This window comes from Thermostichus sp. MS-CIW-40, assembly GCF_054058315.1.
In genome coordinates, this window is sequence record NZ_JBSSAC010000023.1 from 18,464 (window position 1) to 42,287 (window position 23,824).

Sequence of the window (23,824 nt, forward strand, 5' to 3'; positions counted from 1 at the left end):
CGCACCGCTGACGCGAACAGGAAGTCTTGATTAGGAATGACCCTAAGCCCGAGGAAAGCCTTGCTGACGAAGTGGCTGCTGACCTATTTCTACCAATGGCTGCCTTTCCCCCAAGAGTGGCTGCCGCAGGAAAGCTATTGGGTAGGGGGATCCCTGCGGGATGCTTACCTGGCTTGGCTGCAGGGCCGTGCTGCTGGGGATCCCGCTCGCGACGGTGGGATGGAGTCCTCAGCGTCGGTGGATTTGGACCTGATGTGCGCTGTGGATCCCGTGGGCTGGGCAGCGGCAGTGGCGCGACGGCTGGGGGCAGGCTTTGTGGTGTTGGATCCCGAACGGCAGATTGCCCGCATTGTGTTGGCAAAGTTGACCGTGGACGTGGGGCTGCAGGCGGGATCCACCCCTGAGGAGGATCTGAGGCAGCGGGACTTCACCTGCAATGCCCTGGCCTTGGATCTGCAAAGGGAGCAACTGCTGGATCCCACGGGCGGACAAGCCGATATTCGCCAGAGCCGGATGCGCATGATCCACCCCGACAACCTCAGTGCTGATCCGGTGCGGCTGTTGCGGGGTTATCGACAGGCGGCTCAGCTGGGGTTTGTGCTGGATCCGGCTACGCAAGAGGCAATCCGGGAGCGGGCCCCCCTTTTGGCCAACGTGGCGGCAGAACGAGTGCGGGCAGAGGTAGTGGCCCTCTTGGAGGCAGGGATCCCCGGGCTGGCTCACCTACAGGGGGCGGTGGCGGCGGGGTTGCTGCAGGCTTGGCTGCCCCATCTGAAACCGGAAAGTCCGGGCTTCCCTCAAGCTCAGGCGGTGTGGGAGTGGGCCGAACGCTGGCGACTGCTGTATCCCCGCACGCTGACAGAGCTGGCCCAGCCCTTGACATCCTCACGCGAAGGGCGCGGCAGGCTGTTGGCAGTGGTGCTGGCGGCCTTGTTGTGGGATCCGGCAGGAACCAAGGCCTCCGTCCCACTGACACAAACGGCAGAAGGGGTGGAAACCGAGCTGGAGCGGCTGCGCTTCAGCCGGGCAGAAATGCGGGCCATCCAAAAGCTACACCATCTTCTGCCTCAGCTTCAGCTTCTCCTGACGGACTCCCCCACCCCTGCGCAACAGTGGCGGCTTTATCAACAGGCGGGATCCCTGTTCGGTGGCCTGGCGCTGTTGGCGGTGGCTACGGGCGGCGACCCTCAAAAGCTGGAGTCTTGGCTCAAACGCTACGAAGACCCCCAGGATCCCCTGGCCCATCTGGTGCCCCTGCTGGATGGCCGCGATCTGCTGCACAGCTTGGGGGCCAAACCCGGCCCCTGGGTAGGCCAGTTGCTGCAAGACCTCCAGGAGGCGCAGGCTTGGGGGCAGATTCAAACTCGTGCCGAGGCGCTCTCTTTTGCCCGCCGGTGGTGTGGCCAGCAAAAAGACTAGCCGAAGCGATAGCCGAAGCCGCGCACCGTCACCAAATACTCTGGGTTACTGGGATCCAGCTCCAATTTTTCCCGCAGCCAGCGGATATGTACATCGACGGTCTTGCTGTCGCCCATGAAGTCGGATCCCCAGATGCGCTCCAGAAGCTGTTCCCGCGTCCAAACGCGGCGGGGATTGGACATAAACAGCTCCAACAGGCGAAATTCCTTGGGGGAAAAACTCACCTCAACGCCCCGCACCAACACGCGGCACTCCTGGGTAAACATACACAGATCCCCGTAACGGAGCACCGTGGCATCGCTGGCTTGGGCCAGTTGTTGCCGGCGCAACACCGAACGACAGCGGGCGATCAGCTCCCGCATACCAAAGGGCTTGGTCAGATAATCGTCGGCCCCCAGTTCCAAGCCCACCACGCGGTCGGTTTCGCTACTTTTGGCCGTCAACATCAAGATGGGAATCGTGTTGCCCTCCCTGCGCAGCAGCCTGCATAGATCCAAACCGTTCAAGCTGGGCAACATCAAATCCAAGATCATCAAATCCAGCCGCTCAACCGTATGCACCATCTCAAGGGCTTGCCGACCATCAGCGGCTTGTAAAACCTGATACCCCTGCTCTTCTAAAGCCAGGGCAACCGTTTCCCGAATGGCATCCTCGTCATCCACCACCAGCAGGGTCTCCAGATGGGAAGCAGCTTCCTTGGCTTGAGGAAGTGAACCAGTCATGGAGAGGGTTGCTTCCATACAGAACTCCGTTGCGCCTGCACGCAAGTGCTCCGCACCGCCGTCACGAACGCGGAAGCGTCACGTAGCGATAACAGCCTCACAGGGTGAGAAGGGCAAGTGCCGCCACCTTCAACAGCAGCCCCCCGATAGGATATCAAACTTCCAGGGCAGGCCAATAAAGAGAACAGGGGCGGACTGACTTGCACAGGGCCTTGAGACGGCGAATGGAACCGAAAGGATTCCAAAAACCTGCAATTCAGGATGATTGATTTAAGATCTCTAATGTGGAGCCGCCCCTACCCACGCCTCATGGTGCTCTGCACCCCTCCCGCGAACGGCAACTCACGCTTTAAGGACTCCGTCCCGCTGTCGCGATTGGCCGGAAACCGGTTATGTCTGCTTCCCCTTCTGCACTCTGGGCCACTGGCGGAGCCATTCTGCGGCTGTTGCGCTGGCATAAGCCGGCAGGGCGATTGATTTTGATGATCCCGGCGCTGTGGGGAGCTTTTTTGGCCGGACGGGGAACGCCCCCTTGGCCGTTGGTCGGGATCATCATTTTGGGCAGCCTGGCTGCCAGTGGGGCAGGCTGTGTCATCAACGATCTTTGGGATCGAGATTTGGATCCGCTGGTGGAGCGCACCCGCCATCGCCCGTTGGCCAGCCGGGAGTTGACCGTTGGCGTCGGGATCCTGATGGCGGTGGTGAGTTTGGCCTGTGCGGCAGGGCTGGCGCTGTTTCTCAACCCGGTTAGCTTTGCCCTCTGTGTGGCGGCGGTGCCGGTAATTCTGCTCTATCCAGGGGCCAAGCGGGTGTTTCCGGTGCCGCAGTTGGTACTGGCTCTGGCGTGGGGATTTGCCGTGCTCATCAGTTGGACGGCGGTGAGCGGCCAAGATGCCAACACCCCCCTGTGGGAAGAGGGGCTGGGCTGGCTGTGGCTGGCCACGGTGTTGTGGACACTGGGATTTGATACCGTCTATGCTCTTGCGGATCGGGAGGACGATGAGCGGGCCGGGATCCATTCCAGCGCCCGTTTTTTCGGGCAGCGGACGCCGACGGCGGTGGGGCTATTTTTTTTGGGCACTGCCATCGCGCTGTTGGGGGTAGGCCTCAGCCTACGGTTGCATGGAGTTTATTTTGTCAGCTTGGCCATCGTCACTGTCCTCTGGGGCCGGCAAACCTGGCAGCTCCACCAAAGGAATGCCTCTCCCACCTTGTACCTGGCCATCTTCGGCCAAAATGTGGTGCAAGGGTTTATTCTGCTGGCGGGGATGATCGGCGGGTCCCTGCTGGCCTGAGGGATCCCCTGGCCTCTCGCATGGCCAGATGCCTCTCTGAAGAACGCCTTGCCCCTCAGCCGACGCTGGGGCTGCCTGTTTGGGAAGGGATCCCGACAAATCTCCGGACTGGCAGGAATCGGCCCAGGGCCATGGGCAAACGGTAGAATGAGACGATTAATTGCAGGATCCCAGCCTCCGATGGCCCCACTGAGCAGCGGTGAGCCTCCCTATGACATTCTTATTCTCTCAAACGGCCCTGGAGAGCTGACCACCTGGGTGCGTCCGGTGGTGATGGAATTGCGCCAGCAACTGCCTCAGGCACGCCTTTCTCTGGTACTTTCCCCCTGCCCCCATGCTTCCGGGCAGGAGATGAAGATAGCCCAAGCGTTCATCGATGTGGATCGGGTGCAGGATCCCGATTTTTTTCTGGCTTTTTTGCTTACCGGCCAAACCGAAGAAGCCTGGGATTGGGCCAAGCAAGGGGTGGTGCTGTTCCTGGGGGGAGATCAGTTTTTTGCCGTCTGGATTGCTCGCCGCTTGCGCTATCGGCTGGTGGTCTATGCTGAGCATCAACCCCGTTGGCGGCCTTGGGTACATGCTTTCGCCGTGCGAACCGAGGCAATCAAACGCCGCTACGATGGCGGACGGCTGCTGGGCCACCCTTGGGCCCACAAAATGCACGTTGTCGGGGATTTGATGGCGGATGGCGTAGCCAGCGCTGTCTATTTGCCGGGGGTGCCCCTTTCCGGCTGGCTTGGCAGCAGATCTCCTGCCGCTGCCTCCAAACCCACGGCAGGCTTTTCTTCCCCAACCCAAGCCTTTGGCCTGCTCCAAGATGCATCTCCCAGCTCCATCGGCGAGGGGGAGCCTGTAAGAACTGCGCCAGAGAGAGTGGGGAACCGCTTCACCGATCGCGTAAGCGGGCCGGAGGCCTTTGAAGAATTGCTACCGCGCGGCTGGCAGCGTCTGAGCGATGAGAACCGCACCCACTATCAGGTGGGGCTGCTCCCAGGCTCCAAGCCAGCCAAGCTCTCCTTGGGGGTGCCATTGGTGTTGGCTGTGGCCGATGAGCTGCGACAGATGCTGCCGAATGTCCGCTTTGTGATCCCGGTGGCCCCAGGACAAACCCCCCAGTCGTTGGCAGCCTATGCCCATCCCAAGCTCAATCCCGATATGGCTTTGATCTATGGCACCTCAGCCATTCTGGAGCAGACCAATCTGGGATCCCAGTTTGTTACCCCCTTTGGCAGCACGGTGCAATTGTGGACAAGCTTCCCTGCCTATTCTGTGCTGGCCAACTGTGATCTCTGTCTGACCACCATTGGCGCCAACACCGCCGAGCTGGCCTATTTGGGGGTGCCGATGGTTGTGGTGATCCCTACCAACAAGCTGGAGGCAATGCGCGCCTGGGATGGGATCCTCGGCCTGTTGACCCACCTTCCGGGCTTGGGCACTTGGCTGGCCCGCGTCTTCAATAGGATTGCTCTGCGTTGGCTGGGCCACTTGGCTTGGCCGAACATCTGGGCGGGGCGAGAGGTGGTGCCAGAGTTGCGGGGCCATTTGCGCCCGGTGGCCGTGGCCGAGCAAATGCGAGTTCTGTTGGAAGATCCCCAGCGCCGTCAGCAAATGCAGGCAGAGTTGCAGCGGCTGGGGGGCAAGCCGGGAGCCGCGCAAGCCATTGGAGAACTGGTGGCTCAGCAGTTGAGTAAAGGCTAGGGCAGAAGGCAATTTGCTTGAGCTCGACCCAGTGGAGAGTTGCGCGAGGAGCTCCCTTGGCGCGATTGGAGATCTCTCCTTGCTGCCGGCAAAAAGTGCTAAAAGGGGAGTGGAGGTTCCTAAACGGAGACCATTCATGCTGACGGAGGCCGAGCAGTCGGCGGTGGAAAGCCCCAAAACGGGGGAGGGCAATTCTCTCCCTGCTGGCAAGCCGGAGCCAAAACTGGGGTTCTGGCAGCAATTTTGGGAGGATGTTGATTGTGTCTTCGATCGGGATCCGGCAGCACGCAATCGCTGGGAGGTCATCTTCACTTATCCCGGTGTGCATGCTCTGTTTTTGCACCGCATCGCCCACTGGCTGTGGAAACGGCGCTGGTTTTTCCTAGCGCGGCTGCTCAGCTTCTTGGCTCGTTCTTTCACATTGATTGAAATCCACCCGGCAGCCAAGATTGGGCGGCGCTTTTTCATTGACCACGGCTGTGGGGTGGTGATCGGTGAGACGGCAGAAATTGGCGATGATGTTACCCTCTACCACGGGGTCACCTTGGGGGGTACCTCTTGGAACAAGGGCAAACGTCATCCCACCCTGGAAAATGGGGTGATTGTCGGCACGGGGGCAAAGATTCTGGGGCCGGTTCGCATTGGGGAAAAAGCTCGTATCGGAGCCAACGCGGTCGTGATTCAGGATGTAGCTCCCGGCATGACGGTGGTTGGGATCCCAGGCCGTGCGGTCATCCCGCCCCATCAGCGCCGCATCCCCGCCCATGGCATTGACCTGGATCACCATCTCATGCCTGACCCGGTGGGGCGTGCAATCGAGCAGTTGCTGCACCGTATTCAAGATCTGGAGGCCCAGGTGGCCCGCCTTAACCGGGAACGGGAACAGGCTCGGCAGGATCAGGTTAGAGGCGAAGCAGACTATTCCTGAGAGGACTCCGTCCGAGCAGCGCGAACGGGCTCTGTTCACTTTTGAACACCATTGTGCTCCGCACCGCTGATGCGAACGATATGAACCAGGTGGCTGGACAAGAGGATCCAGCTTTCAAGGTATGCTGTGAGAGCGCTGGCCAGCTTTTTCCTCTGAATCTCTATTGGGTAACGCCGTCCGATGTCCCTTGTTGCTCCGCAACCCTGTCGCGACCAGGATTCTGTACCGTTGGCTTTGTTGAGCGTGTCCGACAAAACCGGACTGATCCCGCTGGCCCAAGCCCTTGTCCAGGATCATGGCTTTCAACTGCTCAGCAGTGGAGGAACCGCCAAGGCGCTCTCAGAAGCTGGGATCCCGGTCACCCCTGTCTCTGCCCACACTGGCGCGCCGGAAATCTTGGGGGGAAGGGTGAAGACGCTGCACCCCCGCATCCACGGCGGCATTTTGGCCCGCCTGGAATGCAGCGAAGACCGGGCAGACCTAGAGGCGCTGGGGATCCCTCCCATCCAACTGGTGGTGGTCAACTTCTACCCTTTTGAACAGACAGTGGCCCAGGCAGGAGTGTCTCTGGAGGAAGCTTTTGAGCAGATCGATATCGGCGGGCCCACTTTGGCGCGGGCGGCAGCCAAAAATTATCCCTACGTTACGGTGCTGACGGATCCCAGCCAGTACCCCCAGTATTTGCAACTGCTCTCCGGGGCCTATGGGGAAACAGAGCGGCTGGCGTTTCGCTTCCAGTGTGCTCGTCGGGCCTTTGAGCAGGTACTGGCCTACGACCGCGCCATCGTCACCTACCTGGCCCGGCCAGGGTTGTGTCCGGATCCCCCCTCAGGAGAGAAGAGAGAAAAGAGAAAAGAGGAGAGAGCCTCGCTTCTCACTTCTCCCTTCTCACTTCTCCCTTCTCACTCCTCTCCTTCCTCCGCAACGCTGACGCAACCAGGTGGGTTTCAACTGCAAGGGATCCCTTGGCGAACCTTGCGCTATGGGGAAAATCCCCACCAAGCTGCCACTTGGTATGTGACGGATCCGTCTGCCCCCGGCTGGCATAAAGCCAAACAGTTGCAAGGGAAAGAGCTGAGCTACAACAACCTGCTGGATCTGGAGGCGGCCCGCGCCCTGGCGGCAGAGTTAACCTTGTTACTCCGCAATGCTGATGCGACGCGGCCCACTGACGGGAAGGGCTCTGTGTCTTCTGGCTCTGCTCGGAGGGAGTTCTTGCAACCTGAACAAGCGGTGGCGGTGGTGGTTAAGCACAACAACCCCTGCGGGGTGGCCATTCGCCCATCGCCGGCTGCCGCCCTCGAGGCTGCCCTGGCTGCTGATCCAGTTTCGGCCTTTGGGGGCATCGTCGCCCTCAACCAACCCTTGGACGCAGAGACCGCCCGACGGCTGGTGGAGCCTTTTTTGGAGTGTGTGGTGGCTCCCGATTGCACTCCAGAAGCGGCTGAGCTACTGTCAGTCAAAAAGAACTTGCGGGTCTTGATCTTGCCGGACTTGTGTGTGGGGCCTGCCCAAACAATCCGCACCCTGGCCGGGGGCTTTCTGGTGCAAGACGCCGATTCACCTGTTGCTCTGCAACCCTGTCGCGACCAGGAACCGACGCAAACCGACAGCCCCCCTTCTTGGCAAGTGGTCACCCAGCGCCAGCCCACACCGGAGGAGTGGGCGGATCTGGAATTTGCCTGGATAGTCTGCAAACATGTGAAATCCAACGCCATTGTCGTCGCCAAGCAGAGGCAGACGCTCGGCGTCGGAGCCGGACAAATGAATCGGGTGGGAGCAGCGGAGATCGCTCTCCAGCAGGCGGGATCCCAAGCAGCAGGAGCTGTTTTGGCCAGCGATGGCTTCTTCCCCTTTGCCGACAGCGTGGAGATGGCTGCCCAAGCAGGGATCCGCGCCATCATCCAGCCGGGGGGGAGCATCCGCGATGCCGATTCCATTGCTGCTGCCAACGCTGCCGGTATTGCCATGGTTTGCACCGGCATACGTCACTTTCTGCACTGAGCCCGCCTTTCTGCTCAAGAGAGAAATCTTCCCAAGAGCATGACTCTAGTCAATAATAAGCTCAACTATACTGAAAATAATGTATAGTATGTTCAGTACGGATTACTACCAGTTGATCTTTCTGTTTACTTTCGAGTCTGCCAACATGGTAGCCAAAGCAAAGCAGAAAATTGGTAGTAAGACGACACGGAAACTGCGCTTTGGGTATTCTACTCAAAGCTTTGCGGGATACCGCCATTCTGTTTGGACTCCGTCCCGCTAACGCGAATGGAAACAAACAGAATGCTATCGCTGCATAGTTGAACAGTGATGTTCAGCAGTGTTCAGCGTAAATGTATCAGAGACAAAGAGTAGGAAGTATCCTCAACTTTAGGGCAACCCCCAGGCTCTGGCCCGCTCTGTCAGCCAGCCCTCAGCCCGCAAATTCTCCAGTTCTCGGCGCACCCGCAGCCGCAATTCGGCGTGCTGCAGCCCCTTGGGCATGGCAATGCCCAGCCCCACCGTTGCCAAGGGGGATCCCAGAAATTGAAACTGTGGCTCCGCAGCGCTTTCGCGACGGGGATGCTCTGCTAGCCACCCTGCCAGCACCGAGCGATCTGCTGCCCACCCCTGCACCGCCCCTTTCAGGAGCAGTTCCGCCCCTTCTCGGTAGGAATCGACAGGCACCAACTCCACCCCTGGCAGGTATCGATTCAGCAGGGGAATGGCGCTGGAACCGCGCAAGACTGCAACGCGACCGCCCCGCAAGTCCGACCAGCTTTCCCAGTTGTGGGAACGAGCCACAACCAAGCTGGGGCCATCCTGATAGTAAGCAGAAGTGAACTCCACCTGGCGCGCCCGATCCGGGGTAATGCCGATCTGAGCAATGGCCAAATCCACCTGGCCGTCAGCCAGCACCTGCAGCCGCTCTACATTCGAGACCGGCACCAACTCCACAGCCTCTGCCGAGCCCAACAGCCGGGATCCCAGCTCACAAGCCAGCTCGATCTCAAACCCCTGCAGATCCCCTTGGGGAGTGCGAAACCCCAGCGGCCTCAAGTTGTCTTTTACGGCAACGCGCAGCCGCCCAGAATCCACAATCTCCGACCAAGGACGAGCCACAGTAGGGATCCCTCTCCCCAGGCAGGCGAGGGCCAGAGTGGCTGCCAGGAAGGACTTCTGGATAGCCGTCGGAACCTCCTCAGGAGGCGCGAGACTGGCGCGCTGCCTCCACCACCTGGGTAAAGGCCTCTGGATCCAGGAAAGCCAAGCGGGCCAACATTTTGCGGTTGAGCTGGATATTGGCTTTTTTGAGACCATCGATGAACTCGTGGTAACGCAGGCCCTGGGCACGGGTGGCCGCGTTGATGCGGGTAATCCATAGGCGACGAAAGTCCCGCTTCTTGCGGCGGCGATCCCGGTAGGCGCTGCGCAAAGCCTTCATCACCTGCTGGTTGGCGGTGCGGAACAGCTTTGAACCAGCTCCCCGAAAGCCTTTGGCCAGCTTGAGGATCTTTTTGCGGCGCTTGCGGGCGACATTGCCCCGTTTGACTCTCATGGCAGTAACTCAATAGGAACTTGAACAAACTCAAACTGAAGGGTAGAAGCACTCCGTCCTGCTAACGGGATCGGAACTGCTGTCGCCAATGCCAGCCCCTGAAATCTTCTTGCCGGCGCGAGCGGGATCCCGGCTAGTGGGTGTTGGGCAACATCAGGCGCACATTGACCACATCCCGCTTGTCCACCAGGGCCACACCGGCCAATTTGCGTTTGCGCTTGCTGGTTTTGTGCTCCAGCAAGTGGTTGTGCCCGGCCCTGCGACGCATAAACTTGCCGCTGCCGGTCAGGCGGAAGCGCTTGGCTGCTGCCTTGCGGGTTTTGATTTTGGGCATGATGACAACCCCAGAATATGCGGGGCCAGAGCTAAAGGTCACAGCTTTCTAGGATAAGCCATAGAAGAACAAGAGGGCAAATGCCAAGGTTCGTCCCGCTGAGGCAAGGGAAAGGGGTCGAGAAACTCTCAGGAGACTGAGTTTTGAGGCTCCAGCAGCAGCACTTGCCAGCGCAGCAAGCGTTGCAGTTGCTCAAAGCTCAGGGGGCACTCTAGGCCAGCCTGGATCTCTTGGACGGTGCGGATCCCGTCCACCTGTTGGAGAAAGGCGAAGGCTTCTTCGCTCAGGGAGATGGCTTCGTAAGCATAGTTGAAAATGCTCCGCCCCGGCCACAAGCCCAGGCAGGGGCTAAGGTGGGCGATGGCCGGTGCTACACTTTCTGGGCTTGTCCATTCCCAGCGGCGGATGGGGGGCTTACCGAGAAACAGCTCGTAGTGGGCTACCACCGGATCCAGCAGCTCGATCAAGCGATAGCGTTCCGGTTCCGGCAGCTGAGCCGCCTGAGCCAGCAGGGCCTCGTCCTGGCCCAACACCCGTTCCAGCCGCCAAAACTCCGGGTTGGAAAAGCGCAGAAACTGCAGTCCGGAAGCCCGGATTAATTCAAACAGAGTCTCGATGGTGTAGTCCACTTCCTGGGGGTGCAGGTACATATCGGCGAAGCATTCATCGTCCACGTTCTCAATGGCCCAGCGGGCCCGTTCTTGCTGCTGGATGCGGTTGGTTTCCGGCAAGATCTCGAAAAGGCGGCGGCCCACCTGGAGACCCCTCTGCAATTGCTCCGCCGAGGCAAGGGTCTGGTGTTCAGAACCTGTTACCAGCAGGCGGATGGCCTTTTGCATGAGGCGGATTTCGTGGCGGCCCAGCTCACCATACACAAACAGGTGCAAGAGCCCGCCGGGAGCCAATTTGCCGGCCAAAGCCTGCAGCCCCGCCACGGGATCGGGCAGGTGGTGGAGCACGCCCACGCAGTTGATGAAGTCAAACTGCCCCGGCAGCTGGTCGATGTCGTAGACGTTGAGCTGGCGAAACTGCACCGGCGGTGCCTGGGAAGCCCGACAACGGGCCTCGGCAATCTCCAGGGCGCGGCTGCTCAGATCAAAGGCCCAAATTTCTGCGTTGGGGTTTTGGTGGGCAATGTATTCTGTTCCCACTCCCGAGCCACAGCCGGCATCCAGAATGCGCACCTTGCGCCGACCCGGATGGGATCCCGTACAAAAGGCATGGGCCTGGGGCCAACTCCAGCGCCAATTCCACCCTGGCGGGGGAACAGTGCCGATGGGCTGCGGGGGGAAGGGGTAGAGCTCGTAGAGCTGCCGCACTTGGTTGAGGACTTGTTCGGCGCTGGGGGAGTTGGGCTGCATGGACTATCTGTTGGAGCCAGCAAGACTATAGTGACAATATCCCCCTCCCAAACTCCTGCTGAGCCTACTGTTATGAAAGTGCTTCGCACTGCCAGCGCAAAAACTTCTTCTCATCCTCTGCAAACCGGCCTCACCTTCGACTGGATCAGGCTGACGGCTGAGCTCAAAAAGATTCTGGATCCCCAGCGGGTGATCAGCAAGCCGGAGGAGCTGCTGGTTTACGAATGCGATGGGCTGGTCAGCTACCGGCAAAGGCCGGCGCTGGTGGTGCTGCCCCGCACAACAGAAGAGGTAGCGCAGGTGGTGAAGCTGTGCAGCCGCTACGGGGTGCCCTTCGTGGCGCGGGGATCCGGTACGGGCCTCTCAGGGGGAGCCCTGCCGGTGGAAAATAGCGTCGTCATCGCCACCACCCTGATGAAGCAGATCCTGGAAATCGACCTGGACAACCGCTGCATGGTGGTGCAGCCGGGGGTTATTAACACTTGGATTACCCAGGCCGTGGCCGCCCAAGGCTACTTTTATGCGCCGGATCCCTCTAGCCAGTCGGTTTGCTCCATCGGAGGTAATGTGGCGGAGAACTCCGGCGGTGTCCACTGCCTCAAGTACGGCGTAACAGCCAACCACATTCTCGGCCTGACGGTGGTGCTGCCGGATGGGGAGGTGGTGTGCTGGGGAGGCAAGATCCCGGAGATGCCCGGCTACGACTGGGTGGGGCTGTTTGTGGGATCCGAGGGCACCCTGGGCATTGCCACCGAGATTACCCTGCGCTTGCTCAAGGCCCCGGCTCAAGTGCAGGTTTTGCTGGCAGACTTTGACAGTGTGGAAGCGGCGGGATCCACCGTCTCCGACATCATTGCTGCCGGGATCATCCCCGCCGGCCTGGAGATTATGGACAACTTCAGCATCAATGCCGTGGAGGATGTGGTGCAGTTGGGCTACTATCCGCGGGATGCGGCGGCCATTTTGTTGGTGGAGGTGGATGGGCTGGAACTGGAGGTGGAAGAAGCCAGCCAACAGGTGAGGGCGCTGTGCTTCAAAAATGGGGCGCGACAGGTGCAAGTCGCATCCGACCCGGAAGAGCGGGCGCGGGTGTGGAAAGGACGTAAGGCAGCATTTGCCGCCATGGGCAAGCTCAGCCCCAACTACTATGTTCAGGATGGGGTGATCCCCCGCAGCCAGCTAGCCTTTGTCTTGAAGGAAATCGAGCGCCTCAGCCGCGAGTACGGTTATCCAGTGGCCAATGTATTTCACGCTGGCGACGGCAATCTGCACCCCTTGATCCTCTACGACGAGTCGGTGCCGGGATCCCTGGAGCAGGTGGAGAAACTGGGGGGCGAGATCCTTAAGCTCTGCGTGCGCTTGGGGGGCAGCATCTCCGGCGAACATGGCATCGGGGCAGACAAACGCTGCTACATGCCGGAAATGTTTACGCCTGCGGATCTGGAGAGCATGCAATGGGTGCGGCAGGTGTTCGACCCCCAGCACATCGCCAACCCCGGCAAGATCTTTCCCACCCCCCGCACCTGCGGTGAGTCAGCCCACGCCCACAGCCAACCAGAATGGCAAGGGATCCCAGTCTTTTGATTTTGAAAGTTTGAAGGTGCTCCGAACCGCTGGCGTGATGGGAATAGCCCTCAGGCTGGGATCAGCCGGCTTGGCGTTGCTGCTGCAGCTCGGCAAAGGCTCGACAGAAGTCTTCCTGTTGGATGACCAGGGTTTTGGCATCCACCGTCTCGGAAGTGGCGCGGTGGCGGCGGATGGCGGCAATGGCGGCGCGGTTGCTGAGCAGGGCCAGGTCGGCACCACTCCAACCTTCGGTCTGCTCGGCCCACCCCTGTAAGTCCACATCAGGCCCCAGGGGACGCTTGCGGTTGTGAACGGCCAAAATTTCCCGTCGCCCGCTGCGATCCGGCAGCTCCACGCTCAGGTGCAGCTCCAACCTGCCGGCCCGGGTGAGGGCGGGATCCAAACTGGCTTTGCGGTTGGTGGCGGCCACCACCAACACCCCCTGGCTGGGGCGGATCCCGTCCAGCTCTGCCAGCAGCTGCCCCAGAACGCGGTCGCTGACCCCACTATCCCCGGAGTAGCTTCCCCGCGCCGGGGCGAGGGTGTCGATCTCGTCGATGAAGATGACACAGGGGGCGCATTGGCGGGCGCGGGCAAAAAGTTCCCGTACCGCCTGCTCGGAGGATCCCACCCATTTGCTCAAGAGCTCCGGGCCGGAGACGGCAATGAAGTTAGCCTTGGCCTGGGAAGCGATGGCTTTGGCCAACAGGGTTTTGCCAGTGCCAGGGGGGCCGCTGAGGAGGATGCCCTTGGGCGCTTGGGCCTGAGCCTGCTCGTACAACTCAGGGTGCAGCAGGGATCCCTCGATGGCCTCTTGCAAAATCTGCTTGGCGTGCTCCAGGCCGCCAATTTGATCCCAGCTCACCTGCGGGGATTCAATCTCCACCGAGCGCAGCACCGCCGGCTTCACCTGTTGCAGAGCCTGTTGAAAATCCGCTGCGGTTACCGTCAGGGACTCGGGGATGGGGGATCCCAAATCGGGCACCTGCCGCCGCAAAGCCGCATAGGCTGCTGCCTGGCACAGGCCCCGCAGATCTGCCCCCACAAAGCCCAGCGTCTGATCCGCCAGGCTGTCCAGATCCACATCCTCCGCCAAGGGCATGCCGCGGGTGTGGATGGCCAGGATCTCCCGCCGCCCCTCCCGGTCCGGCACCTTGAAGATCACCTCCCGATCAAAGCGCCCCGGTCGCCGCAGAGCCGGATCCAGAGCCTCGGGCCGGTTGGTGGCTGCCAGCACCACGATCCCCTTTTGGGCCACAAACCCGTCCATCAGCCCCAGCATCTGGGCCACCAGGCGTTTTTCCACCTCCCCCTCGACAGTGGCGCGGTTGGGCACTAGGGCATCGATTTCGTCAATAAACACCAGACAGGGAGCCGATTTGGCTGCCTTTTCAAACAGTTGCCGCAGGCGCGCCTCCGCCTCGCCGTAGTACTTGCCGATCAGCTCCGGGCCGACAACGGCAATGTAATTCACCCCCAAGCTCTCGGCCAGGGCACGGGCGGTGAGGGTTTTTCCGGTGCCTGGGGCTCCCACCAACAACACCCCGCGGGGCGGATCCAATCCCAGCTTGGCCAGCAGATCGGGCCGCTTGAGGGGGATCTCCACCATCTCCCGCAGCGCTTGGAGCTGTTCCCTCAGTCCCCCCACATCCTTGAGGCGTGGCCCAGCCCAAGACTCTGGGCGGTCGGCAGAAGTTGCTGGCGGGTCGGGCACAGCGGCCTTGGACGGTTCCTGGAAGCGAACCGCAGACATCACTTGGGGCTCGCTGCTCCAGGGGGGATCCCCCGTTTGGGCAGGGCTGCGGCGGCGGGGGATGGAGCCGGAAGGGGGAATAGAACTGCCCAGAGGACGGGCCTGGATGCGGACTTCGGTTCGCAGCTCTCCACTTTGCTTTTTCTCGTCCAGCTTCTGAGCCAGCTCGATCAACTGCTCAATGCCCTGTACAAAGTCACTTAAATTGGCCATAGCCGGGATTTTCCATCCACACAAGTTATCTGCAAATTGACCCGCCAGAGGTGCTAACTCATCCCCTGCCTGGCCAGCTCAGGTGAGGAGAGCACGACTCTAGTCAATAATAAGCTCAACTATACTGAAAATAATGTATAATATGTTCGGTACGGATTACTACCAGTTGATCTTTCTGTTTACTTTCGAGTCTGCCAACATGGTAGCCAAAGCAAAGCAGAAAATTGGTAGTAAGACGACACGGAAACTGCGCTTTGGGTATTCTACTCAAAGCTTTGCGGGATACCGCCATTCTGTTTGGACTCCGTCCCGCTAACGCGAATGGAAACAAACAGAATGCTATCGCTGCGTTGAACAGTGATGTTCAGCAGTGTTCAGCGTAAATGTATCAGTTCCACGGCTAGATGCTCAGTATGATACCCTTCACTGCGGCTGCCGTCGGTGTTGGGCCAGGGGAATCTGCTCTCGGATCCAGCCCAGCCAGGGCTCCAGCCCGTCACCCGTCTTGGCAGAAAGACAAAAAATCGGCACAGAAGGGTTGATCTCGCGGATATTGGCCTGGATCCGATCCAAATCCACCTCCAACACAGGAACCAGATCCACTTTGGTGATCAGCAGACAATCCGCCTCTCGAAACATGATTGGGTACTTGAGAGGCTTGTCTTCCCCTTCTGTGACGCTGAGCAGTGCTACCTTGGCGTGTTCCCCCACCTCAAACTCCGCCGGGCAGACCAAGTTGCCGACATTTTCCACCAGCAGCAAATCCAGTTGTTGGGGATCCAGCAGTGCTTCCAATTGCTGCAAGCCCCCGGCCACCATGGCCGCATCCAAATGACAGGCCCGCCCCGTGTTGATGGCAATCACCGGGATCCCGTAGCGACGCAACCGCTCCGCGTCCAGTTGGGTCGTCATGTCTCCCTCGATCACCGCCAGGCGCAGCGAGCCGGCAAGAGCGACCACGGTTTTCTCCAGCAAAGACGTCTTACCCGCCCCCGGCGCGCTCATGAGGTTCAGACAGGTTACTCCCCAGGCATCAAAATGCTCCCGGTTGTGGTCGGCCTGGTGTTGATTGGCGTGGAGCAGGTTAATCCCCAGATCCAAGACTTGGTGCATGGCACAACCCGCGTTGCAGTTGAGGAGAAAACGCTCTAGCTGCGGAAAGAGCTGGATTCGGCCACCGTAGGGGTGGGAGAAGGGCCGGCGGAGAGTTTACGCACCTCGGAGCAGAAAGAAGCCATGCTGAAGCCGCCGAACCGCTTGACAGTGCTGGCCCGCAGGCGCAAGTTGGGGCTGGCAAACCAAATGCGCTCTTCCGACTCAGTCATCTCATACTGGGTGTAAAGGGTAAGGGCGCCATCGGATCCCATGACATAGGTACCGGCCACCGGTACTTTCTCAGCGTAGCCCTGATCCCGCAGCAACTGCCCGCGCATGGGATCGGTCTCATCGGGGATAGGTACCAGCACCACGTCTCCCTTGTACTCTTCGTTGTCCCACTCCTGCTCGCCATCCCACCGCACCCGCGCTGCTCCCACAGCTCGTCGGGGATCCACCCTGAACAACTCGCAAACCCGGATGACTGCTGGATCGGTTGCCGCAAGGGTGGCAATTTGTAGCCGCGACCTCCCACCCTCAGAGCGGCGAAAAGCCAAGTGATGGCTGGTGCGTTGGCACATCCACTCCCCAGCACTGAGGGCGAAAAACTCCATTACGGTCATCATGGCCGACGCGGATCCTCATCGATGGAACAGGGTTTGCCGATCTTAGCTTGCAGAGCAACTCAACGATTTAGCTAACGGAGGTGCAGGGGCAATCAGTCCTGCACTCTACCCGCAGGGTGAGCACCGGGATACAGGGATCCCCGCCATACCTCTGAGCGAAATCTGTAGTAAAGCCTACCTATGCTGGCGGTAACCTACAAGTACCGGATTGATCCAGATGCCTCCCAACAAGCCGCTCGCGGTAGCGGGACGGAGGCCTTGCTGTTGGCGTGGCTGGAGATTGGCCGGCGCGTATACAACTACACTTTGCGGGAAACCTAAGGAGTGGATAGCATCTTGCTCTTGGCCGGTGGACAGGGGTTCCTGGGTGCAGGAGTCCATCCTGCCTGCCGATGCACCGTTCCCTGTGGATTAGACTTGTTTTGCAAGCTGGCAGTAGCTAGGGAGGCTGGGGAAGGGAAACTGCCTGTTCAGTCGGTCTGTCGGGGGTTGTAGACCCAGACAAGTGGCGTGGGGCAGGAATGCCCGACCGCGAGGTAAGGACTCCGTCCTGCTGACGGGAAGGGTGGCCCGCGCTCTGTCCACAGGACGAGCGCCGGGAGGATGTCACCATACTCCCCTGCCCAAAGGCAGAGGATTCTGGCTCTTGGTTCCAAGACAGCACTTGCCGTATCGGGTTGCCCCTTTACGACAGCGGTGCCCATCTCCCCAAGCGGGGCAGTTCCCTTCTGCCCTAAGTACCGTTGAAGAGAAAGGGCAAAACCTATTTAGGTTGCTTGCGTAGTCGCCGGACTACCGGGTTTTTTAAGTGGTTGACTACTCTACTACTGGTCTAGAGTACAGCACAAAAGCTGCCGTGAACGGCAGGGCTTTAGACCCAATTCTTTGGTAAAACAATTGCCAATAAAATGCCAATAAAAGGCTACCCGCTTGCTCGCCTTGCAGGGGCCAACTCAAGCGCTAGACCAAGAGAGCCAAGGTTTTTTTAACTCAGCACAGGTGTCTTTGGGGCAAGGGATCCATCCGACAAGCGCCAACCGACTGCCAGTTGTTTCTAACTGACGGCCACGGGCGACTTAGCGGCAGCAGCAGCGCGATTTTCCTCTTCCTCAGGAGGGACAACGGCAAACTCGATGTGATTGAGCAGGGTGGTCACGAAGGCGAAGAGCAGGAAAGGCAGGGAGATCACCAAAATCAGAGCAATGGTGAGAAAAGCGTAGAGGGGGCTATTCATCAGGGAGAGGGCAGCGGCCAAGCTGGCAAAGATGACAATCAGCCAAACGATGATCTGGCCGTAGATATCTCCAAAGGAGAGGGTGCAGGTGAAGCGGTAGCGGGTGTGGGTGTTCATGGCAGTTCCTCTGGATAGCCTGGATGGTTCGATCCTAAGGACAGATCAAGCCCCATCCTGAGAAATATGTCGAGATTTTAGACGAGAGACGAGGAGATGCCTCTCTTTGCTAAGAAATATCTCAAGAATCGGCTGAGAAAGAGGGGATCCGCCGTCTGGAAGGAGGCAGGATGCTACCCTCAAGATTGGGAACCGTTTCTTGCAGGCAGCAGCCATGTGTATTTGTATTCACTGCTACTACGTGGATCGCTGTACCACCTACCATGCCGTGGAAGCGCAGCATCAGCAACCTCATCTCACACTGACGCCGGATTTTGAGCCGCAGGGCCCCCAGATCAATGTCAATATCCGCAATGGGGGCACCGAGATGGAATGGGATGTGGTGGGCTGCCAGAGCTTTCGCGAGGAACGGAACAAATGGGCGCGACTTCGTCCCTATGAGGCGGTTCCCACGTAAGATCCAAGAGCGGCCTGGATTTCCAGGGAGTTTCTTGCCCGGCCAGGTTAGAACTCTTCAGTTTGGCAGTTCGGCTCTCCCAGTCTGAGAGGTTTGATGGGGGCTGGAGAGGTTTTTGTCGAGTTTCGAGAGATTGGAAGACTATGATGCTGGCCTCAAGCCCTACAGCGCTGCCAGTGGATGCCCGTCAACAGGTGAGCCAATTCATGCAGCGCCTACAAGATGACATCTGTGCCCGTCTGGAGGCCCTAGACGGAAAAGCCAAGTTTCGGGAAGACCGTTGGGAACGCCCTGGAGGAGGGGGCGGGCGCTCGCGGGTCATTCAGCAGGGAGACGTGTTTGAGCAGGGGGGAGTCAATTTTTCCGAGGTGTTCGGATCCCATCTGCCCCCTTCGATTCTGAAACAGCGTCCAGAAGCGGCAGGGCATCCTTTCTACGCCACAGGCACCTCTATGGTGTTGCATCCTCGCAACCCCTATGTGCCGACGGTACACCTGAACTATCGCTATTTCGAGGCGGGGCCGGTTTGGTGGTTTGGGGGCGGGATGGATCTCACCCCCTATTACCTGTTTGGGGAGGATGCGGCCCATTTTCACCGCACCCTCAAGGCAGCCTGTGACCGCTTGGATCCCGTCTACTACCCAGTTTTCAAGATCTGGTGCGATCGCTACTTTTTCCTACCTCATCGCGGCGAGGCGCGCGGCGTTGGCGGCATTTTCTTCGACTATCAGGATGAACGCCCTGGGCTGCTCTATCGGCCTGAAGGCCAGGCGGAAGGGGATCCCGAACAACTGGCTTCTGAGCCACCATCGTTACAGGTGCGGGTGGGATCCCGCAGTTGGGAACATCTTTTCGAGTTGGTGCAAACCTGTGGCGACGCCTTCTTGCCGGCCTATGTGCCGATTGTGGAGCGGCGGCAGGGGATGGAATGGGGGGAGAGAGAACGGCAATTCCAGCTCTATCGTCGCGGGCGCTACGTGGAGTTCAACTTGGTCTATGACCGCGGCACGATCTTTGGACTCCAGACCCAGGGCCGCACCGAGTCGATCTTGATGTCTTTGCCGCCATTGGTGCGCTGGGAATATGGCTACGAGCCCCAGCCGGACACGTGGGAAGCTAAGCTCTACCAGGTGCTCCGCCAGCCCCAGGATTGGGCGTAGGCCGGCCATACCCCGTCTCTGCTTCTGAGGATCCGTGGCGTGTTTTCTCCTTTCCCCCTCACCTACCGCGTTCAGCCCCCCCGACAGGGCGGCTTAGGACCCGCACCTGTGTTGGTAATGCTGCACGGGATCGGCAGCCACGAGGGGGATTTGTTCCAGTTGGCCCCCTATCTGGATCCCCGGTTGGCGGTGATCAGCTTGAGAGCCCCTATTCCTTGGAGTGGAGGCGGGTTTGCCTGGTTTGAAATGGCCTGGACACCGGAAGGGCTGGTGGGGGATCCCCAGCAAGCGCGCAATAGCCTCCAGCTCCTGAGCCGCTTTCTAGAACAGACGCTGCCCAGTGGGATCCCGGATATTGCCCTGGATCCCAGGCAGGTGTATTTGCTGGGGTTTAGCCAGGGGGCGATCATGAGCCTGTACTTGGCTCTGACCCAGCCGGAGAAGCTGGCAGGGGTGGTGGCGATGAGTGGGCGCTTATCTGAAGAGATCCTGGCCGAGGCGGTGGAGCCGGAGCGGATGAAACACCTGGCCATCCTGGTGGTTCATGGCACTGCCGATGCTGTTTTGCCGATTGCTTTTGGCCGTCAGATCCGGGATTATTTTGCCCCGCTGCCACTGAACTTTACCTATCGCGAGTACGAGATGGGCCATGAAGTTTCCCCGGAGAGCCTGCGGGATATTCAGGTGTGGTTGCAAAACCTGTTGGATAGGAGAGATTCGGAAGTGAAAACCTGAAGAAGTTTGACCCAATTGGGATGACCCTAATTCAGGTGTTGAGCAAGGCTGTGCAGCACTTAGCAAGCTCCTCAATGGCACAGCTCCGGTTCTCGCCATCTTCAGGGTTTCGAGGGGCAAGTGATAGGGATCCCTGCCCCATTCAGTTTTCCGGCTCTCCTTCGGGTTCGGATGTCAGCTAGAAATCGCAGGAGCCCCGCACTGTACCCGTAGGGTCAGTGCCGGGAGGAATGCGAGGTTACAATAGAACTATGACCCAAGTCCTGACCGTCTCCTGCAAGCTCAAGGTGTCCCAGTCGCAAGCCGCCAAATTGGACGCGACTTTGGAGGCTTTTGGCCAAGCCTTGAACTGGGTCAACCAAAACACACCCGAGAAAGTCGCCAACGCCGTTAAGCTTCAGTCTCTGTGCTACCGCGAAATCCGCGCCCGGTTCGACTTGTCCAGTAACTTGGCTCAGCAGGTCTGCAGACGGCTGGCCGGCGCCCGTAAAGTTGCCCAACAGAAAAACCGCCCCGTCAAAGCGTTGTCGCTACGCGACGCTAACGCGAACAAGGGGGGCTTCGCTACCTACGACGCTCGTATCTTTTCGTTCCGCGAGAAAGACTGGTCGGTGTCGCTGACCACGGTGGAGGGTCGGGAGCGCTTTGAGCTGGCGATTGGCCGCTACCAGAGAGAACGGCTGGCGGGCTCCAATCCCAAATCTGCCACTCTGGTCAAGCGTAAAGACGGCTCCTACTCCATTCAAATCTGTGTGGAAGCGGAGCCATCCCCACCGCAACGCACGGGCAGAGTGCTGGGGGTGGACTTGGGGAGGACGGATATTGCCCATACGTCAGACGGGGACAATTGGAATGGACAGCAGTTGAACAGAGTCCGAGACCACTACTCCCGGTTGAGGGCGGTACTCCAACGCAAAGCCAGTAAGGGCACCCGCAGTTCGCGGCGCAGATGCCGTCAACTGTTGCAACGGCTGTCTGGCAAGGAGAGGCGCTTTCAAACGTGGGTCAATCATCGCATCTCTAAAGCTATTGTCTCTAGGGCAAAGACCACAAACAGCGCTATCGCTCTGGAAGACCTGACAGGGATCCGGGAAAGGGTCAATCAACAGCCGCGCAGCAAAGCCGAGCGGCGCAGGGCCAACAGTTGGGCGTTTTATCAACTCCGTCAATTTTTGGAGTACAAGGCTCTGCGTGCGGGGGTTGCTTTGATTCTTGTTCCGCCTGCCTACACGTCGCAGACCTGCCACCGGTGTTTGCACATCCATCCCGACCCTGCGCAATCCTACCGCAGTGGTAAGTCGTTCAAGTGTGGGCACTGTGGATGGGAAGGAGATGCGGACTTGAATGGTGCAAACGTAATTGCGCTCTTGGGGGCTGCCGTAAACCAGCCTAGAGGTTCGGGCTTGTTTTGTTCTCTGGTAGAGCAGAGCAGGCTCAGGGCTACTGAAAGCCCGCTCCGTACCGCTTAGCGGTCGGAGTCGGGTAGTTTACAATATGGTGATTAATTGTTAAAGCGTTAAAGCCGGGCAGAATGAGCACTTAGTACCGATGCTCCCCTACCCAGAGGCCGACCAATGCTGCCTTGCCCCAGGGATCCACTTTCACTTCTGCCCGCGTGGCTTCAGGGTAACGCCGAATATCTTCTTCCAAGGCATCTCCAGCTGCTTCGGGAATAAAAAATTCTTCGGTTCCCAACTTGAGCTGCCACCCGTCAAACCAGCCTCGCAGTACTTTCTCTTCAGGCTGCAAATCTTTGGGCATCTCCCGGCTGACACCGATTGCTTGCCAAGGTTGAGTGGGATCCCCTGCGGGGGGAGCTAAGCGCAGATAAAGGATCCCTGGCGTCTCCAAATCAGGTAACCAACCCGGCAGTTGCTCTAGGGTGGAGCGTCGAGCGACGACGTAGCCCAAGGTCACGTACCGGCCCCGCAAAAGGTCATAGGGATCCACGGGGGCCGTTTGCAGGTAGATCGTGGTTCCGACAGCAAGAGTCAGCGCTTGCCGAGCCGGTATCAGCAGAACGATACCCAGCTGCAGCAGTAGGGGTAGCCAAAACCGCCATTTGGGCAGGGATCCCTTCTGAGAAAGATTCGACGGGCTAGCCATAGCAGCCAGAGAGAGTGACCTCTCTCTTATGGCACAGGTTTGCCAATCCCGGACAGAAGCGGGTAGAAGTGCCCCACTGGCCCCTGCCCTGACCCGATGGCCAAAGGATGTCGCAGCGCTTCTGTTACATAGGCTTTGGCCGCCACTGTGGCCGCCAAGGGATCCCTGCCCCAGGCCATCTGTGCTGCAATGGCCGCCGAGAGGGTACAGCCGGTGCCGTGGGTGTGGCGGGTGGGGATCCGCTCTGTTTTCAGCACTTCCAGTCGCTCGCCATCGAACCACACATCCACCCCCTGCAGTTCCCCCGGCATGCCTCCGCCTTTAACCAACACCGCTCCACAGCCTAAGGCGTGAATCTGCTGGGCCGCCGTTTGCATATCTGCCAGGGACTGCAGCTCCAGCCCCGTTAAAATTTGCGCCTCATAGCGGTTGGGGGTCAGCACCTGAGCCAAGGGGATCAGCCGCTCGCGGATGGCCTGAATGGCCTCATCTGCCAGCAACTTTGCTCCCGTGCGGGACACCATCACCGGATCCACCACCAGAGGCCGCAACGCCCAGCGCTCCACCTGACGGGCTACCTCCAGCACGATCTCGGCATTCAGCAACATGCCCGTCTTGATCCCTTGCACCCCAATGTCCTGCACCACGGCCTCGATTTGGGCGGCTACGGCTTCGGGGGGCAGCGCATCCACCCGGCTCACCCCAAGGGTATTCTGGGCGGTCACGCAGGTCAGGGCAGAGGTACCGTGTACCCGTTGGAAAGCAAAGGTGCGCAGATCCGCTTGGATCCCTGCTCCCCCACCACTGTCGGATCCAGCGATGGTGAGGGCGACAGGGGGGTGCTGCTCGGCCAGCAGTGGAGCCGGAGTTGGTTCAGATGCAGAGACAGACATTGGCCAAACGACAAAAATGGGCAAGGGTACCGATAGCCATTTCCATCAATCAATATGAACCATCTCTTTAACGTAGCAATGAAACTGTTGGTTCTCGATTGGTCTGAGACCACTGGGGTATTGGGAAAACTCTTGCAGACGTCTGTCAAGAAGCTGACTAAGAGTGAGTTGTCCTAGTCTAAATCCGAGTAGCCCTCATCAGTGGTGGCGACCACCTCAACCCAGGCTCTATCCCCCTCCACCGCCGTCAAGCTCCAGCGCAGAAGCCGAGCCGGCTGGCCCAGCTCCCGGTCAACTTGCTGACAGAGGGATTGCTCCAGTTGCGGGGCAGAGAGAGGCGAGCTCAACGGCAGAGATAGGTGCAACAAATGCAACTTCACAGGAGTCGAGAACTGATCTCGCCAAGGAAACAGACTTACTTTCGATAACTTCTAACACTAGGTCGTGTTGATCTTATGTTAGGATAGAGAGAATAATTTATAGAGGAAAGAGGATGAAGTTGGTTTTTTTAGATGAAAACAAATGGCAGAAGATATTGGCTTTTTTACAGACAGAAGAGAGAGTTAACATT

General features: G+C 59.3%; 23 protein-coding genes and 1 pseudogene. 12 read left to right on the plus strand and 12 right to left on the minus strand.

What is annotated here, in order from left to right:
• Positions 1–60 precede the first annotated feature (60 nt).
• Entirely contained in the window at positions 61–1,419 is a 1,359-nt protein-coding gene (locus tag ACVWXF_RS08615) for a CCA tRNA nucleotidyltransferase (protein ID WP_457474176.1), read from the plus strand.
• Here ACVWXF_RS08615 and ACVWXF_RS08620 read toward each other — a convergent pair.
• Complete coding sequence (locus ACVWXF_RS08620; protein WP_457474177.1) at positions 1,416–2,141, minus strand: response regulator; 726 nt, start codon at positions 2,139–2,141, stop codon at positions 1,416–1,418. The genes ACVWXF_RS08615 and ACVWXF_RS08620 overlap by 4 nt on opposite strands.
• Before the next feature lie 392 nt (positions 2,142–2,533).
• Here ACVWXF_RS08620 and ACVWXF_RS08625 point away from each other — a divergent pair, with 392 nt between their 5' ends.
• The 4 genes from ACVWXF_RS08625 to purH all read left to right on the plus strand — a co-directional run bounded on the left by ACVWXF_RS08625 (position 2,534) and on the right by purH (position 8,066).
• Positions 2,534–3,436, plus strand: a complete 903-nt coding sequence (locus ACVWXF_RS08625) for a 4-hydroxybenzoate solanesyltransferase (RefSeq protein ID WP_011434393.1) — start codon at positions 2,534–2,536, stop codon at positions 3,434–3,436.
• 180 nt (positions 3,437–3,616) lie between these two features.
• Positions 3,617–5,134: a hypothetical protein gene (locus ACVWXF_RS08630; protein ID WP_457474178.1), complete on the plus strand. Its 1,518-nt coding sequence runs from the start codon at positions 3,617–3,619 to the stop codon at positions 5,132–5,134.
• A gap of 136 nt (positions 5,135–5,270) precedes the next feature.
• Positions 5,271–6,062: a serine O-acetyltransferase gene (gene cysE / locus ACVWXF_RS08635; RefSeq protein ID WP_414424610.1), complete on the plus strand. Its 792-nt coding sequence runs from the start codon at positions 5,271–5,273 to the stop codon at positions 6,060–6,062.
• 180 nt (positions 6,063–6,242) lie between these two features.
• A complete protein-coding gene (gene purH / locus ACVWXF_RS08640) occupies positions 6,243–8,066 on the plus strand; it encodes a bifunctional phosphoribosylaminoimidazolecarboxamide formyltransferase/IMP cyclohydrolase (RefSeq protein WP_457474179.1) in 1,824 nt (607 codons plus the stop codon).
• 369 nt (positions 8,067–8,435) lie between these two features.
• Here the strand turns inward: purH and ACVWXF_RS08645 are convergent, their stop codons facing one another.
• The 4 genes from ACVWXF_RS08645 to ACVWXF_RS08660 all read right to left on the minus strand — a co-directional run bounded on the left by ACVWXF_RS08645 (position 8,436) and on the right by ACVWXF_RS08660 (position 11,298).
• A complete protein-coding gene (locus ACVWXF_RS08645) occupies positions 8,436–9,167 on the minus strand; it encodes a transporter substrate-binding domain-containing protein (RefSeq protein ID WP_457474180.1) in 732 nt (243 codons plus the stop codon).
• 79 nt (positions 9,168–9,246) lie between these two features.
• Positions 9,247–9,603 (minus strand): 50S ribosomal protein L20, encoded by a 357-nt coding sequence (gene rplT, locus ACVWXF_RS08650; protein WP_011434388.1) that lies wholly within the window; start codon positions 9,601–9,603, stop codon positions 9,247–9,249.
• A 133-nt stretch (positions 9,604–9,736) separates the two neighbouring features.
• Positions 9,737–9,937 (minus strand): 50S ribosomal protein L35, encoded by a 201-nt coding sequence (gene rpmI / locus ACVWXF_RS08655; RefSeq protein WP_011434387.1) that lies wholly within the window; start codon positions 9,935–9,937, stop codon positions 9,737–9,739.
• A gap of 128 nt (positions 9,938–10,065) precedes the next feature.
• Positions 10,066–11,298: a class I SAM-dependent methyltransferase gene (locus ACVWXF_RS08660; RefSeq protein WP_457474181.1), complete on the minus strand. Its 1,233-nt coding sequence runs from the start codon at positions 11,296–11,298 to the stop codon at positions 10,066–10,068.
• 72 nt (positions 11,299–11,370) lie between these two features.
• Between ACVWXF_RS08660 and glcD the strand changes: the two genes are divergently transcribed.
• Positions 11,371–12,882, plus strand: coding sequence for a glycolate oxidase subunit GlcD (glcD, locus tag ACVWXF_RS08665; RefSeq protein ID WP_457445281.1), 1,512 nt, complete (start codon positions 11,371–11,373; stop codon positions 12,880–12,882).
• A 61-nt stretch (positions 12,883–12,943) separates the two neighbouring features.
• Here the strand turns inward: glcD and ACVWXF_RS08670 are convergent, their stop codons facing one another.
• The 3 genes from ACVWXF_RS08670 to ACVWXF_RS08680 form a co-directional block, all read right to left on the minus strand.
• Complete coding sequence (locus tag ACVWXF_RS08670) at positions 12,944–14,830, minus strand: AAA family ATPase (RefSeq protein WP_457474182.1); 1,887 nt, start codon at positions 14,828–14,830, stop codon at positions 12,944–12,946.
• Positions 14,831–15,253: 423 nt separating this feature from the next.
• Complete coding sequence (gene hypB, locus ACVWXF_RS08675; RefSeq protein WP_457474183.1) at positions 15,254–15,943, minus strand: hydrogenase nickel incorporation protein HypB; 690 nt, start codon at positions 15,941–15,943, stop codon at positions 15,254–15,256.
• A 35-nt stretch (positions 15,944–15,978) separates the two neighbouring features.
• A complete protein-coding gene (locus ACVWXF_RS08680; RefSeq protein ID WP_414329173.1) occupies positions 15,979–16,548 on the minus strand; it encodes a phycobiliprotein lyase in 570 nt (189 codons plus the stop codon).
• A gap of 183 nt (positions 16,549–16,731) precedes the next feature.
• Here ACVWXF_RS08680 and ACVWXF_RS08685 point away from each other — a divergent pair, with 183 nt between their 5' ends.
• Positions 16,732–16,872 carry a hypothetical protein gene (locus ACVWXF_RS08685; protein WP_414384465.1) on the plus strand — a complete coding sequence of 47 codons (141 nt, stop codon included), beginning with the start codon at positions 16,732–16,734 and terminating at the stop codon, positions 16,870–16,872.
• 733 nt (positions 16,873–17,605) lie between these two features.
• Here ACVWXF_RS08685 and ACVWXF_RS08690 read toward each other — a convergent pair.
• Complete coding sequence (locus tag ACVWXF_RS08690; RefSeq protein WP_011434379.1) at positions 17,606–17,902, minus strand: hypothetical protein; 297 nt, start codon at positions 17,900–17,902, stop codon at positions 17,606–17,608.
• A gap of 214 nt (positions 17,903–18,116) precedes the next feature.
• On the opposite strand from ACVWXF_RS08690, the gene ACVWXF_RS08695 reads away from it, so the two are divergent.
• From ACVWXF_RS08695 to ACVWXF_RS08710, 4 genes are all read left to right on the plus strand, one after another.
• The gene (locus ACVWXF_RS08695; protein WP_011434378.1) at positions 18,117–18,359 is read left to right on the plus strand and encodes a Ycf34 family protein; all 243 of its coding nucleotides are present in this window, start codon (positions 18,117–18,119) and stop codon (positions 18,357–18,359) included.
• A gap of 146 nt (positions 18,360–18,505) precedes the next feature.
• Positions 18,506–19,519, plus strand: coding sequence for an oxygen-dependent coproporphyrinogen oxidase (gene hemF / locus ACVWXF_RS08700; RefSeq protein WP_457474188.1), 1,014 nt, complete (start codon positions 18,506–18,508; stop codon positions 19,517–19,519).
• A gap of 39 nt (positions 19,520–19,558) precedes the next feature.
• A complete protein-coding gene (locus ACVWXF_RS08705; RefSeq protein ID WP_457474184.1) occupies positions 19,559–20,254 on the plus strand; it encodes an alpha/beta hydrolase in 696 nt (231 codons plus the stop codon).
• Positions 20,255–20,505: 251 nt separating this feature from the next.
• Entirely contained in the window at positions 20,506–21,723 is a 1,218-nt protein-coding gene (locus tag ACVWXF_RS08710) for an RNA-guided endonuclease InsQ/TnpB family protein (protein WP_457474185.1), read from the plus strand.
• Positions 21,724–21,793: 70 nt separating this feature from the next.
• Here the strand turns inward: ACVWXF_RS08710 and ACVWXF_RS08715 are convergent, their stop codons facing one another.
• The 3 genes from ACVWXF_RS08715 to ACVWXF_RS08725 form a co-directional block, all read right to left on the minus strand.
• Complete coding sequence (locus tag ACVWXF_RS08715; RefSeq protein WP_457474186.1) at positions 21,794–22,360, minus strand: GDYXXLXY domain-containing protein; 567 nt, start codon at positions 22,358–22,360, stop codon at positions 21,794–21,796.
• A 26-nt stretch (positions 22,361–22,386) separates the two neighbouring features.
• Complete coding sequence (gene thiD / locus ACVWXF_RS08720; RefSeq protein ID WP_457387360.1) at positions 22,387–23,253, minus strand: bifunctional hydroxymethylpyrimidine kinase/phosphomethylpyrimidine kinase; 867 nt, start codon at positions 23,251–23,253, stop codon at positions 22,387–22,389.
• A 173-nt stretch (positions 23,254–23,426) separates the two neighbouring features.
• A complete protein-coding gene (locus tag ACVWXF_RS08725; protein ID WP_414332282.1) occupies positions 23,427–23,633 on the minus strand; it encodes a hypothetical protein in 207 nt (68 codons plus the stop codon).
• Between the two features lie 113 nt (positions 23,634–23,746).
• Here ACVWXF_RS08725 and ACVWXF_RS08730 point away from each other — a divergent pair.
• Positions 23,747–23,824, plus strand: a pseudogene (locus ACVWXF_RS08730) (IS5-like element ISSoc13 family transposase); the annotation flags it as partial.

Coding starts and splice junctions, on each gene's coding strand:
- hemF (WP_457474188.1), top strand. CDS start 18,506: ATGCTGGCCTCAAGCCCTACAGCGCTGCCAGTGGATGCCCGTCAACAG.
- ACVWXF_RS08685 (WP_414384465.1), top strand. CDS start 16,732: ATGCTGGCGGTAACCTACAAGTACCGGATTGATCCAGATGCCTCCCAA.
- ACVWXF_RS08695 (WP_011434378.1), top strand. CDS start 18,117: ATGTGTATTTGTATTCACTGCTACTACGTGGATCGCTGTACCACCTAC.
- ACVWXF_RS08620 (WP_457474177.1), bottom strand. CDS start 2,141: ATGACTGGTTCACTTCCTCAAGCCAAGGAAGCTGCTTCCCATCTGGAG.
- ACVWXF_RS08715 (WP_457474186.1), bottom strand. CDS start 22,360: ATGGCTAGCCCGTCGAATCTTTCTCAGAAGGGATCCCTGCCCAAATGG.
- ACVWXF_RS08670 (WP_457474182.1), bottom strand. CDS start 14,830: ATGGCCAATTTAAGTGACTTTGTACAGGGCATTGAGCAGTTGATCGAG.
- ACVWXF_RS08710 (WP_457474185.1), top strand. CDS start 20,506: ATGACCCAAGTCCTGACCGTCTCCTGCAAGCTCAAGGTGTCCCAGTCG.
- cysE (WP_414424610.1), top strand. CDS start 5,271: ATGCTGACGGAGGCCGAGCAGTCGGCGGTGGAAAGCCCCAAAACGGGG.
- rplT (WP_011434388.1), bottom strand. CDS start 9,603: ATGAGAGTCAAACGGGGCAATGTCGCCCGCAAGCGCCGCAAAAAGATC.
- hypB (WP_457474183.1), bottom strand. CDS start 15,943: ATGCACCAAGTCTTGGATCTGGGGATTAACCTGCTCCACGCCAATCAA.
- ACVWXF_RS08630 (WP_457474178.1), top strand. CDS start 3,617: ATGGCCCCACTGAGCAGCGGTGAGCCTCCCTATGACATTCTTATTCTC.
- glcD (WP_457445281.1), top strand. CDS start 11,371: ATGAAAGTGCTTCGCACTGCCAGCGCAAAAACTTCTTCTCATCCTCTG.
- thiD (WP_457387360.1), bottom strand. CDS start 23,253: ATGTCTGTCTCTGCATCTGAACCAACTCCGGCTCCACTGCTGGCCGAG.
- purH (WP_457474179.1), top strand. CDS start 6,243: ATGTCCCTTGTTGCTCCGCAACCCTGTCGCGACCAGGATTCTGTACCG.
- rpmI (WP_011434387.1), bottom strand. CDS start 9,937: ATGCCCAAAATCAAAACCCGCAAGGCAGCAGCCAAGCGCTTCCGCCTG.
- ACVWXF_RS08660 (WP_457474181.1), bottom strand. CDS start 11,298: ATGCAGCCCAACTCCCCCAGCGCCGAACAAGTCCTCAACCAAGTGCGG.
- ACVWXF_RS08680 (WP_414329173.1), bottom strand. CDS start 16,548: ATGACCGTAATGGAGTTTTTCGCCCTCAGTGCTGGGGAGTGGATGTGC.
- ACVWXF_RS08690 (WP_011434379.1), bottom strand. CDS start 17,902: ATGAACACCCACACCCGCTACCGCTTCACCTGCACCCTCTCCTTTGGA.
- ACVWXF_RS08625 (WP_011434393.1), top strand. CDS start 2,534: ATGTCTGCTTCCCCTTCTGCACTCTGGGCCACTGGCGGAGCCATTCTG.